The 13,430-nt window shown below is 34.4% G+C and carries 11 protein-coding genes; 5 read left to right on the top strand and 6 right to left on the bottom strand.

Annotated elements, in window-relative coordinates; translation table 11 throughout:
- Positions 1-103: 103 nt before the first annotated feature.
- Entirely contained in the window at positions 104-838 is a 735-nt protein-coding gene (locus MTX13_RS03350) for a rhomboid family intramembrane serine protease (protein WP_250432970.1), read from the top strand.
- On the opposite strand, the gene rlmB is transcribed toward MTX13_RS03350, so the two are convergent.
- The 6 genes from rlmB to MTX13_RS03320 all read right to left on the bottom strand — a co-directional run bounded on the left by rlmB (position 835) and on the right by MTX13_RS03320 (position 9,844).
- A complete protein-coding gene (gene rlmB / locus MTX13_RS03345; RefSeq protein WP_250432969.1) occupies positions 835-1,569 on the bottom strand; it encodes a 23S rRNA (guanosine(2251)-2'-O)-methyltransferase RlmB in 735 nt (244 codons plus the stop codon). The two genes, MTX13_RS03350 and rlmB, sit on opposite strands and share 4 nt — an antisense overlap.
- Before the next feature lie 65 nt (positions 1,570-1,634).
- Entirely contained in the window at positions 1,635-2,534 is a 900-nt protein-coding gene (locus tag MTX13_RS03340) for a hypothetical protein (RefSeq protein ID WP_250432968.1), read from the bottom strand.
- Between the two features lie 25 nt (positions 2,535-2,559).
- Positions 2,560-3,414: a hypothetical protein gene (locus MTX13_RS03335; protein WP_250432967.1), complete on the bottom strand. Its 855-nt coding sequence runs from the start codon at positions 3,412-3,414 to the stop codon at positions 2,560-2,562.
- Positions 3,415-3,433: 19 nt separating this feature from the next.
- A complete protein-coding gene (locus tag MTX13_RS03330) occupies positions 3,434-4,924 on the bottom strand; it encodes a SusD/RagB family nutrient-binding outer membrane lipoprotein (protein WP_250432966.1) in 1,491 nt (496 codons plus the stop codon).
- A 12-nt stretch (positions 4,925-4,936) separates the two neighbouring features.
- Positions 4,937-8,026 (bottom strand): SusC/RagA family TonB-linked outer membrane protein, encoded by a 3,090-nt coding sequence (locus MTX13_RS03325; protein ID WP_250432965.1) that lies wholly within the window; start codon positions 8,024-8,026, stop codon positions 4,937-4,939.
- 120 nt (positions 8,027-8,146) lie between these two features.
- A complete protein-coding gene (locus MTX13_RS03320; protein WP_250432964.1) occupies positions 8,147-9,844 on the bottom strand; it encodes a POTRA domain-containing protein in 1,698 nt (565 codons plus the stop codon).
- Positions 9,845-10,022: 178 nt separating this feature from the next.
- Between MTX13_RS03320 and rpsL the strand changes: the two genes are divergently transcribed.
- The 4 genes from rpsL to rpsJ are packed head-to-tail and all read left to right on the top strand — an operon-like array spanning position 10,023 to position 13,351.
- Positions 10,023-10,397, top strand: coding sequence for a 30S ribosomal protein S12 (gene rpsL, locus MTX13_RS03315; protein ID WP_006795815.1), 375 nt, complete (start codon positions 10,023-10,025; stop codon positions 10,395-10,397).
- Positions 10,398-10,420: 23 nt separating this feature from the next.
- Positions 10,421-10,897: a 30S ribosomal protein S7 gene (rpsG, locus tag MTX13_RS03310; protein WP_223032957.1), complete on the top strand. Its 477-nt coding sequence runs from the start codon at positions 10,421-10,423 to the stop codon at positions 10,895-10,897.
- 6 nt (positions 10,898-10,903) lie between these two features.
- Entirely contained in the window at positions 10,904-13,033 is a 2,130-nt protein-coding gene (gene fusA / locus MTX13_RS03305; protein ID WP_250432963.1) for an elongation factor G, read from the top strand.
- 12 nt (positions 13,034-13,045) lie between these two features.
- Positions 13,046-13,351, top strand: coding sequence for a 30S ribosomal protein S10 (gene rpsJ / locus MTX13_RS03300; RefSeq protein ID WP_007650482.1), 306 nt, complete (start codon positions 13,046-13,048; stop codon positions 13,349-13,351).
- Positions 13,352-13,430 lie beyond the last annotated feature (79 nt).

The raw sequence follows: 13,430 nt of genomic DNA, 5'->3' as shown, positions 1-13,430 counted from the left end.
AGTGAATTACAAAGTCATAAAATTTTTAGATTTTATGCTGTTAATATGACAATTTATCACGTATTAGTATTTTGGAAACAATATTGTTAATGTATATTTAATTATGGAAAACCAAGAACATTTTAAGTTTTCTAATGGCGTGATAGTTTACCCATTGGTATTTGTTATGCTTATATGGTTAGTGTTTTGGTTTGAAATCCGTTTTCGCTTCGACTTCACCAATTTTGGAGTTTATCCTATGCGTTTAAACGGTTTAAAAGGAGTAGTATTTAGCCCTTTTATTCATTCTAGCATACAGCATTTATATCATAATACAATTCCGTTATTTGTACTTTCGGCGAGCTTGTTTTATTTCTACAGAAGTATTGCCTGGAAAGTTCTTCTTTATGGAATTTTATTATCAGGTTTGTTAACATGGCTAATTGGTAGGCCAGCATATCACATTGGAGCAAGTGGTTTAATTTATGTTTTGGTTAGTTTTTTGTTTTTTAAAGGCATATTAGCTAAACATTATAGATTAATAGCATTATCCTTATTGGTTGTTTTCCTTTATGGAAGTATGGTATGGTATGTACTTCCGATTAAAGAAGGCATGTCTTGGGAAGGTCATTTATCAGGTTTGGTAGTAGGGTTATTTTTTGCTTTAATTTACAGAAACAATATTCCTAAACCTGTTAAGTACAAGTGGGAAGAACCAGACTATGACGAAGAAAGCGACGAATTTTTAAAGCATTTTGATGAAAATGGAAACTTTATAGAGTCTACAAATTTAGAGTCTGATGGAAGTGAAGAACAACCTAAAACAATAAACTACATTTTTAAGGAAAATAAAGATTAAAGACGCTGTCTAACCGCTTCATATAAAAATGCTCCACAAGCTACAGAAACGTTAAGTGATTCAATTTCTCCCAAAAGAGGTAATTTAGCTTTTGCATCTACTAATTTTAATATTGAAGGATTTATACCACGGCCTTCGGAACCCATAATAATGGCACTAGGTATTTTAAAATCTATATCGTAGAGTAAATTAGAAGTTTTTTCAGTAGCAGCCACAACTTGGATACCAGAAGCTTGTAGCAAAAACATAGCGTCTTTTATATGATCAACACGGCAAATAGGAATTTTAAAGACTGCTCCAGCACTTGTCTTTATGGCATCACCATTTACAGGTGCACTACCTTTTTTTTGGATTATAATGCCATGTATCCCAGTACATTCAGCTGTTCTAATAATAGCTCCAAAATTGCGAACATCACTCAATTGGTCCAAAAGTAAGAAAAGAGGTGTTTTACCTGATTCGTAGGTTGAAGTTATCAATTCTTCTAAATCAAAATAGGATATAGGAGATATTTGAGCTACGACACCTTGATGATTACTATTAGTTAATCTATTAAGCTTTTCAATTGGTACATAAGATGAATTTAATTTTTCAGATTTAATTAATGACTCTAACTCTTGAGACAATTCGCCTTTGAGTCCTTTTTGAATAAAAATCTTTTCAATAGTTTCGTTCGCATTAATAGCTTCTATTACCGCACGTAAACCGTATATTTGAGTTTGTTCTGACATGATATGCAAATGTATAAAAAAACCACCTCGATATGAGGTGGTTTTTATTTTATAATATTGGATTTTTAGATACCTTCTTCAGCAACTAAATTACCATTTATATCATATATAGAATATAATCCATTAACTACTTCTATCCAACCAACAGCCATATCACCACCAGTTCCGTTAGCAGTATCTTGACTATCAGTCATATATAAGTCACCAAGATCCATATCAGCCATAACAACTCCAACTTTACCTATTGTAAGTCTTAAAGGAACTGGAAGACCTGGAGTTACACCATGATTATCCCATAAATCAACAACGATTACGTGAGTACCATCTGCTAATTCAGAAGTCCATAAGTTACTTGGGTTAACAGGCTCGATTAAATACTCAGGACAATCACCTGTAAACGCATAAGCCCCAAAAGAATCTAAAAATACATCAAAGTCCATATCACATAAATGATCATCGGCATCACCATCCCAAGCTAATTCTAAACCGCAATTCAGAGTACTTGAATTAGTAATGTTAACCGTGAAATCAATTTGACCACCAGCAACAGTTGAATTACCTTGTTGCCCTTTAGTCATTCTAAATTTTAATGTTTCCGGAGCTTCAGGATATAAATCAAGTAGAGCAGTAATATTAAACTCTACAGAAGTTGCTGTTCCAGGAACAGTAACTTGCCATCCTTCTGGTCCAATTTCAAACTCATCTAAATGAGCAGCATCAGTAGAAAAATCATCTGCACTACCAGATAATAAATCTAATTTGAAATCAGAAGCTGCTGCTTGAGCTTTAGATAAATTGATTGTGAACGTCGCAGTTTCTCCTTCTGCAATCGAAGCAGAAGTCATATCTAAAGTTGCTACAGGTTTATCAGCGGCAGGATAATCTTGATCATCATCCAAGCAGCTGGTAAAACCAAGTAATACTGCTAATCCTAGTATATATTTATAATTTAAAATATTTTTCATATTGTTTAATTAATTCGTTAATAAATTATAGTCTTACAAAGTCAGCATTATATGCTCTGTTACCAGCACTAAATGAAATCCAGTAGTCCATGTAAAAGTCTAAAGTTGTTTGATCAACTTCACCATCTGGACCAGTTAAATTAGTACCGAAAACTTCATTTGAATAAAAACCTTGAGCTAATCCTTGTAAAGGAACAAATACTTCACCACAAATATCTTCAAAATTCATAGAAGAATCAGGTGCAACACCAATACCGTTAGTACCCCATAATCCAGTACTCTCTGTTTCAAAATAGTTAGGACCTAACAAGGTAATTGCTTCAGGACGCACGGTTTGTGCTCCATCATCTCTTGTTGTAGTTAGAGTATAGTTACCTTCAAGTTGAGAACTACAACCTACAAAGGTAATACGCAACAAGTTTAACTCGTTAATTGTTCCAATATTTGCAGCATTTCCTTCAACACTGGTAAGTTCTAAAACTAATTCAGTAGGAACATTAGGATCTAATCCTCCAGTGTTTAACAAAATACTAAACATACCGAAATCTTGACCAGCTGGAATTACCAATTGACCAGTGTTTTCGATAAAGTCAAATTCTTGACCTTCAGTAGCCGTAGACTCTGGACTAATAATATAGTTAATCACTAAATCAGAAGACGCTGGAGTTCCATCTTGACCACCCACTAAATTTACTGGGTATGAACGCTCGATAGCACCTATGTCTTCGAACCAACTTTCATTTGCTACATTTTGATTGAAACCTACCACATAAGGTGTGTTTCCAGCAGCATCTAATTTTGCATCTTCATCATCAACAAGGCATGAAACACTCAATAATGATGAGATGAAAATAACCGATAATAATTTAATTTTTTTCATAATACACATTTTTTTTTAATTAATTGTTATCCCAGAAAATATGAGTATTGAAAGCGTCTGATGACGTTTGAGCTGGCACGTTAGCACCATTACCAATATATTCTGAAGATGGATATAGTAATCTGTTTGGTTTTGATGGCTGTTGAGCTGTTTGAGCTAAAGGTACCATAGGGTAACCTGTTCTAGTCATTTCTATCCAAGATTCTATAGCATTTATTCCGTTAGTAGCAATCCACTTTTGAGTCATTATAGCCTCAAGTTTATTAGATGAACCATCCCAACCTATTTCAGGTACAATGTTACTAGCTGCCAAATATGCAGAACCGTCTAAACCATAGTGAGCAAAAGATGCCATAATACCTGCTTCAAATAATGCTTTGGCGTTACCAGAAATATAACCTCTTTCTACAGCTTCTGCTTGCAAGAAGAAACTTTCAGCCGCTAACATTACATATGAGTCTTGAGTATCATCTACTAATAAACCTGTTCCTAAAGCAGAAATTTCATCTGGAATAGCAGGGTCATTACTGTCAATACCTTGATCAACACCTACAACAGCACCACCAATTGGCTCATAAATGTAATCAATTCTTGGGTCATAAACACCAGTTAAAGTACCATCTAAAAATTCTTGAGCATATAATGAACATCTAATGAAACGATTAGTAGTTGTAGGGTTTCCTTCAACATCAAAACCGTAAGTAGCATAGAATGGATTTTGACGACCAGCATCATTAGCAAAACCTGGGTTTAATGTTGCTGAAGATGTAATAAAATCTAGGTCTAATGAATTAAACTGACTATTCAAATACGTAGCAGTTTCACCATCAGTTTCAGCTAAAGTAGCCTGACGCATTAAAATACGTAACTTAAGCGTGTTAGCAAATCTAACCCAATCACTCATAGAACCACCGTAAACAATGTCTTCAGCTCCAACAGGAATTGTAGAAACAGTGTTATTGTTAATTAAATCAATAGCATCATTAATTTCATCAATCAAACTTCTGTAGATTGCTTGATCATCATCATAAGCTGGTGCAGGGTTTAAACCACCTTGAAAAGCTTGAGTATAAGGGCAATCACCGTAAATATCTACAATGTACTGCATGTAGAAAGACTTCATGATTTTTGCAATCGCCTTGTGATTTTCATAGTTTTCAAAAGGACTATCAATAATAGCTTGATAGTTTGCACTTCTTAAATATAATTGATCCCAAATTGTGTTATAAAACGTACTTGTGATAATTAATTGATATTCTTCATTGAATCCACCAGTAAATGAATTTACGTTAGCAGACCAGTTGTTCATGAATACGTTTCCTAAACGATTCATTGTTCCTCCTTGGATTGAATTTGTTCTGGACATTGCTGCAGGTAAAATCAAATCTGGAGTTACCTGTTCATTTGTTGGGCTATCTTGTGGATCATTCACGTCCAAATAATCAGAACATGAAGTAGCAACAAAGCCTAATAATACAGCAATTGTTAATAATTTAAATATATTTTTCATTTTCTATTTTTTTTAAAATGTTATGTTAAGGTTGAAACCAAGAGATCTAGTTGTAGGATATTGGTTGATAGCCGCAAGACCTTGACCATTTCCTGTTGTGTTAGATGTCTCAGGATCGTTATAACTTCTATTTTCTTTAGGTAAAACTATAAATGGGTTTCTAGCATTTACACCTACTATAACATTACTTATAGCAGTCTTCTCTAACATTTTAGTAGGAAGTGTATAAGATAATGAAAGTTCTCTGACTTTAAAAGCAGTTGCATCTAAAACGAAGTTTTCAGTTACTGTATAGTAATCATTAGAGTAGTAGTTCAATAATGAAGAGTAACTTGTTCCACCAGTTACAATACCAGTGTTAGCTTCGTATACACCAGGAGATGTCTCTATAGCAGAATTAGGATATATAAAACCACCATTACGACCGTGCTCAGCAGATTCAATCAAGTGACCAGACCAAGATAACCATGATTTAGCACCAGACCAGAATTGGTGACCAGTTCTGTAATCCATAGTAGCACCTAATCTAATACCTTTATAAGTGAAAGATGTGTTTAATCCAAGAATGTAATCTGGATTTGACTTACCTAAAACTTGTAAATCTGATGTTACTCTTGGAGTACCAGTTGTTGGATCAATTAACACACGCCCTTGTGGGTCTCTTTCGTAAGCAGCACCTTTAATGATTGGGAATTCTTCACCAACAATTGCAAAAATACCTACTGGGTTAGCATTGTTAGGGAAAGATTGAATAGCCAATTCATCAGTTTCACCGTTAATAGACTTAACTATTGTTTCGTTGGTTGCATAAGATAATCTCATATCCCAACGGAAACCTCTTGGGTCAGCAGACCAAAATGGTCTTACACCTAAATCAATTTCATAACCCTTTGTTTCAGTTTCACCAATGTTTACAGTATTGTTACTGATACCTGATGCAAAAGAAGTTGAAGAGTTATTAATTTGGTTAGAACCATCTTGTATATAATAAGATGCGTCTAAAGTAATTCTGTCATTAAAGAATCCCATGTTTAAGTTAAACTCTAAAGACTCTAAAAACTCTGGCTCTAAAAATGGGTCTGTAATACCTGTTGGTTGTACAAAGGCATTTAAAGTACCATAAGGATATCCTGGAGCTGAAGCATAAGTTGGAACAATTGCACTAGCGCCAATTGAACCATCGTTACCTACACGTACCCAACTCGCTGCAACTTTCATAAAGTTTAAGACATCGCCACCAAAATTATCAAATGCTTTTGTTGGAATAAATGATACACCAACAGAAGGGTAGAAGAATGAATTGTTTGAAGGATCTAAAACAGAAGTCCAGTCATTTCTAGCAGTAACGTTTAAGAATAAGAAATCATCATATCCAAAGTCAGCTTGTCCAAATACAGCTGTTCTTCTAATGCGAGTTCTTGAGTTACTAACAGTAGGAGTTCCTGTAACATTACTAATGTTGTAGAAACCAGGTACTGTTAAATTGATACCACTGTTTGCAACTTGAGCAAATCTCTGATCACGTAAGTTGTGACCTAAAGTAACATTCATATTGATTTTTTCAGTTAAATCGTAATTGAATGTTAAAAATAAATCTCCATAATAACTCATAAAGTTACTAGAATAATCACCGTAAGCAGATTGAGTAGTGTAATCACCACCACCAACGTTTAATGTATCTACAACACCATTTACATAGTTAAAACCAGAACGGCCTGTTGTGTTTATGTTACCTGTATAACGCACATTAATATGCTCGTTAAACTCATAACCAACATTTAAAATACCAATTAAACGGTCAATTCTATCTTCTCTTCTTTCATTATCTCTAATCCAATATGGACTACGGTAATAAGACGTCCAGTGTGTAGCATTATTAGGATCTGAAAACTCTTCTACTGGAATATTTGTAGCTGTTTGTAATAACTCAGTGTATAATGTACCAGTAGATTGCTCTGTCTTATTATTTAAATAAGAGATGTTTCCTTCTAAAGACCACTTACCAACTTTCTTACCTCCTTTGAAGTTGAAAGTACTACTATTAGACTCATCACCTTGAATTACGAATTCTTTATCAATTTTGTTAGCAGATAAATAAACATATCCATCTTCTAAGCTACCTGCAGATAAAGATAACGTGTTTTGGAAAGTTGTTCCAGTTTGAAAGAACTCCTTAATATTGTCATCAATAGGACTATATGGGAAATAACGGTAAGTACCATCTTCTAAAGGAAGACCAACAGGTACTAATTGACCATCAAATTCAGGACCCCAACCACCATTTTCATATGATGTATGAACTCCATTCCATCCTTGTCCATAACGAGTTTGTCTTTGTGGGATGTATGCTATGTCTTCAAATGATGCAGCAGAATTAAACTGAATAGTCATTTTTTCAGACTGGTTACCTTTTTTAGTTGTTACAATTAAGGCACCATTCGCACCAGCAGAACCATATAACGCGGCACCATTCGCACCTTTAATTACGTTAACCGATTCAATTAAGTTTGGATCGATGCTAGATAGTACACTTCCGTTAGAAATTACACCATCGATAACTACTAATGCTTGGTTGTTTTGTGTTAAAGATCTACTACCACGTAACTGAATACGAGTAGATTGGTTTACACCACTATTAGTTGTGTTAATTTGTAAACCAGATACTTTACCAGATAAACCTTGTACTAAATCAGGGTTTTGAGCCTGAACAAGTTCTTCGCTCTTAACAACCTGGTTAGCTGTAGTTAATTCATCTTGCTTTCTCTTAATACCTAAAGCTGTAATAACAACCTCATCAAGCGCATCGGCATCAACCGTCATTGCAAAGCTAATGTTGTTTGCCGCACCAACTGTCATTTCTTGAGTAGTGTAGCCTAAAAAGGAATAAGATAATACATCACCTGTATTCGCACCAATGGTATAATTACCATCAAAATCGGTTTGAGTACCAGTTGTTGTACCTTTTACAATAATATTAACTCCGGGAAGTGGCAATCCGTTTTCATCGGATATAGTTCCTGAAATTGTTTTTTCTTGCGCAAACGTAAGTTGCACAACAAACGCTAGGAATAGCGTTAAAATTCCACTAAACTTTGTTTTCATTTTATATTTTATTTGAATTAGTCTACGCCAAAAATCATAATAAAAAGTTAATTAAACAATAATTAAGGGTTAAAATTTTAATTTTTTTTTCAAAAAACCGCTTTTAATGTACTGTAATTCTTAAAAAATTGCAGATAAACTTATATGGATTTGAGAATTTGATAGTTTGAAATTTTGATTTTCAGACTTTCCGTTTGCATAATTAAATCGTAATAATCCTGCATTGGTAAGAATGCCAAAACCAAAGCCTATGCTGTAAAGCTTTTCTTTTTGATTTATGATGTCATTTTCGAAATAGGCGACATCAATTATAGAATGAAGGTAGAAGTTAGAACTTAATAAGTACCTGTATTCAGTATTAAGTAGGGCATAAAAGGTAGCGCTTAAACTATTTTCTTCAAAACCACGAATGGAGTTTATGCCGCCAAAGCGAATCAATTCGTTCTCCAGATAGTCGTCAGAAAACAAGCTTATATTTTTTAATCTAATGTAAGCACTGTTCCTTTTGTTAAGATTGAAAATCTTAAAAGCTTCAAGTGAATATTCAAACTGACTGGTTTTTGAGCTTTCAAGTTTTCTGTTCCCTGTTCCTAGCTCCAAATCAATTAATGCATTGTTGCGAAAAAGTCTACTTTGGTTTTGTCGATATAAAAACTCATACCTTACATTGTAAAATGTGGTTTTGTAATCTTGAATCAAAGGGTTGTTGTTTTCTTGATTCAAAAGATTATTTGATTGTATTGCCTTTAGGCCTATAGCTATTCTGTTTTTTGGATTGATTTGATAGTGCGATTTTAATTTTTGATAAGATGTTGTGAAAGACGAATCTTTTTTAAAAAGGTTTAACTCGCCCTCAAGGCCTAGAGGTGTTTGAAATAGATAAGGTAAAAAAAGCTTTACATCAAAGGTTCTTAAGTCATTTTCATCACTTTTGTATTTAAGTGTAAACGATTCTCCGAAATTCAAATTGTTGACAAGTTGTAAATCTAGGTAGCCGTTAAATTCTAGTTTGTTGGTGTTTTCATTTGTTCCAAATCCAAGAAACCCATCAAATGCATTGCTTTTGTTCTTTTCTATATATAAATAGAGTATGGTTGAATCTTTAGAAAATAGGATTTCAGGTTCCTTTATTTGGTTGGCAAAAGGCAAGTCATTTAGTTGTTGGGTTTTGTTTTTAATTTCTGTTAAATTCAAAACATTACCGGTTTTAATTTTCAAGTAATGTTTTAAATAGGATTTAGGAAACTTATCATAACCACGAACTATAATTTTATTTATTGATCGAGACTGATTGGTGTTTGCTATTATTAAGTTAGCCTCTAAACTGTTGTCGTCATTCTTTATAATGTTGTCTAGTTTTAACTCGGCAAAAGGAAATCCCTTTTCAGATGTTTTTAGATTGATAAATTCGAGAGCGCTTTCAATATTCCTGAAATCCAATATAAATGCCTCTTCTGTCACGTTTTCAGAAACCTGATTTAGTATGGCTTTTGAGACCAGGCTTTTGTCATAATAAATTTTAATGGTGCCAAACCTTTTATTTAATTCTATTGTAGTGAGAAAAAGTGAGTCGTTAACTTTGGTTAGAGGATGTCTGTTGCTTTCAATATAACCTAATGAGTTAATAGTATAATAGAGCGTGTCGAGTTCTTTTTCCATTGATGAAAAATCACGATGTATTTTAGTGTATCCAATGGAATCTATTGTAGCCGTTTCAAGACTGTCATTTCCACTAACTTTTAATTGAAGGTTCTGGCACCATGTTTCAGAAGAAAAACCTATATATATAATAAGGAGTAAAAGAAGAGTTTTTCGCACGCTTTAAATTTAGGTTTTGAATTGTAAAATTAACGCAAAAACTACAGTTAAAATATAATGCATCGCAGGATTTTTATTTTCTACTGAAAATTAATCTATTAACATTTGAAAAATTCAAATTAATTTCTACCTTTGCAGCCCTCAAAAGTGAGGTTAAACAAAATTTATATAGAAATATATGCCAACAATTTCACAATTAGTACGAAAAGGAAGAGCCAAAATAACCAAGAAGAGTAAATCGGCTGCTTTAGATTCGTGTCCACAAAGACGTGGGGTTTGTACGCGTGTTTACACAACTACACCTAAGAAGCCAAACTCGGCAATGCGTAAAGTTGCAAGGGTAAGGTTAACTAATGGTAAGGAAGTGAATGCTTACATCCCAGGAGAAGGTCACAACCTACAAGAGCACTCGATAGTATTGGTTAGAGGTGGAAGGGTAAAAGATTTGCCAGGAGTTAGATATCACATCGTTCGTGGTGCTTTAGACACAGCAGGTGTTGCAGGTAGAACACAACGTAGATCTAAATATGGTGCAAAACGCCCTAAAAAGTAATTAAAGAACTTTAAGAAGAAGACATGAGAAAAAGACAAGCGAAAAAAAGACCGCTTTTACCAGATCCACGTTTTAATGATCAGTTAGTAACACGTTTTGTTAACATGATGATGTGGGATGGTAAAAAGTCAGTAGCTTTTAAAGTATTCTACGATGCAATTGATATTGTAGAGGAAAAGAAAACTGACGACGAAAAAACAGCTTTAGAAACTTGGAAGGATGCCTTATCAAATGTGATGCCTCACGTAGAAGTACGTAGTCGTCGTGTGGGTGGTGCTACATTCCAAATTCCAATGCAAATTCGTCCAGACCGTAAAGTTTCAACTGCAATGAAATGGTTAATTGGCTATTCGCGCAAAAGAAACGAAAAATCTATGGCTCAAAAACTTGCTGCTGAAATTTTAGCTGCTGCTAAAGAAGAAGGAGCAGCTGTTAAGAAGCGTGTAGACACACACAAGATGGCAGAAGCAAACAAAGCATTCTCACACTTTAGATTTTAATTTACGATGGCACAAAGAGATTTAAAATATACAAGAAATATAGGTATTGCTGCACATATTGATGCAGGAAAAACAACAACTACAGAGCGTATTCTTTTTTATACGGGTGTTTCTCATAAAATAGGTGAAGTACACGATGGTGCTGCAACTATGGACTGGATGGAGCAAGAGCAGGAAAGAGGTATTACTATTACTTCAGCTGCTACAACTTGTACTTGGAACTTCCCGTTAGAAAATGGTCAACCTACAGATGAAACTAAAGGTTACCATTTTAATATTATTGATACTCCAGGTCACGTAGATTTTACGGTTGAAGTAAACCGTTCATTACGTGTTTTGGATGGATTGGTGTTCTTGTTTAGTGCGGTTGATGGTGTTGAACCACAATCTGAAACTAACTGGAGACTAGCTGATAACTACAAAGTTCCAAGAATTGGTTTCGTTAATAAAATGGACCGTCAAGGATCAAACTTTTTAGCGGTTTGTCAACAAGTTAAGGATATGTTGAAGTCAAACGCAGTGCCAATTGTTTTAAACATTGGTGATGAAATTGACTTTAAAGGTATTGTAGATTTAGTAAAAAATAGAGCAATCGTTTGGCACGATGAAACTCAAGGGGCAACTTTTGATGTTATTGAAATTCCAGACGAATTAAAAGAGGAAGCAAGAAAGTATAGAGCTTTACTTATTGAAGAAGTAGCTACTTACGATGAGAACTTATTAGAGAAATTTATGGAAGATGAGGATTCTATTACTGAAGAGGAAGTGCATGCTGCACTTCGTGCTGCTGTAATGGATATGGCTATCATTCCTATGATTTGTGGTTCTTCTTTTAAAAATAAAGGTGTACAGTTTTTATTAGATGCTGTATGTCGTTATTTACCTTCTCCAACAGATAGAGATAATATTGTAGGGACAAATCCAAATACTGGTGCAGACGAAGTTCGTAAGCCAGACGTAAAAGATCCATTCTCTGCATTAGCATTTAAGATTGCTACAGATCCTTTCGTAGGGCGTTTAGCATTCTTCCGTGCATATTCTGGTCGTTTAGATGCAGGTTCTTATATCTTGAACAACCGTTCAGGAAAGAAAGAGCGTATCTCTCGTATCTATCAAATGCACTCTAACAAGCAAAATGCTATCGATTTTATTGAAGCTGGAGATATTGGTGCTGCTGTAGGATTTAAGGATATTAAAACAGGTGATACATTATCTGATGAAAAAGCACCTATCGTTTTAGAATCTATGGATTTCCCAGATCCTGTAATTGGTATAGCTGTTGAGCCTAAAACAAAAGCAGATGTTGATAAACTAGGTATGGCTTTAGGTAAATTGGCAGAAGAGGATCCTACATTTACTGTTAGAACAGACGAGGCTTCAGGACAGACTATAATTTCTGGAATGGGTGAGCTTCATTTAGATATTATTGTTGACCGTCTTAAGCGTGAGTTTAAGGTTGAAGTAAATCAAGGTCAACCACAAGTAGAGTACAAAGAAGCTATTACACAGCGTGCAGAACACAGAGAGGTTTACAAAAAGCAATCTGGTGGACGTGGTAAATTTGCTGATATTGTATTTACTATAGAGCCAGCTGAAGAAGGTAAAGAAGGTTTAGAATTTGTTTCAGAAATTAAAGGTGGTAACGTTCCTAAAGAATTTATCCCTTCAATTGAAAAGGGATTCACAATGGCCATGCAAAATGGACCTTTAGCAGGATACGAAGTTGATGCTATGAAAGTAACATTAACAGATGGTTCTTACCATGACGTGGATTCAGATCAATTATCATTCGAATTGGCAGCAAAACTTGGATTTAAGAATGCTGCAAAAGCTGCAAAAGCTGTAATTATGGAACCTATGATGAAACTTGAGGTTATTACACCTGAAGAGAACATGGGTGATATTGTAGGAGATTTAAACCGTCGTAGAGGACAAGTAAGTGATATGGGTGACAGAGCTGGTGCTAAAACCGTAAAAGCAATTGTTCCATTATCAGAAATGTTTGGATATGTTACTACATTAAGAACATTGTCTTCTGGACGTGCAACATCAACAATGGAATTTTCACACTATGCTGAAACTCCTTCTAACATATCTGAAGAAGTAATAAAAGCAGCTAAAGGCGTTGAAGCTTAAATCTAAAGAAAAATGAGTCAGAAAATTAGAATAAAATTAAAGTCTTACGATCACAATTTAGTAGATAAGTCTGCTGACAAGATTGTAAAAACAGTAAAAAGTACAGGTGCTGTTGTAACAGGTCCAATTCCGTTACCAACACACAAGAAAATTTTCACTGTATTACGTTCACCTCACGTGAACAAGAAGTCAAGAGAACAATTTCAATTAAGCTCTTACAAGAGATTATTAGATATTTACTCGTCTTCTTCAAAGACTATCGATGCTTTAATGAAGCTTGAATTGCCAAGTGGTGTTGAAGTAGAGATTAAGGTGTAAGTAAGGCACAGAAACATGTCCTTAACGACGGTTAGGGAAAAACGGAAAAAATACAATTCAAGGCTGAAACGTATTTTTC

This window comes from Hanstruepera flava (genome assembly GCF_023634025.1).
Taxonomy (GTDB): Bacteria; Bacteroidota; Bacteroidia; order Flavobacteriales; family Flavobacteriaceae; genus Hanstruepera; species Hanstruepera flava.
Note: the sequence above shows the minus strand (reverse complement) of the source record. Positions and strands in the feature narration are given on the sequence as shown.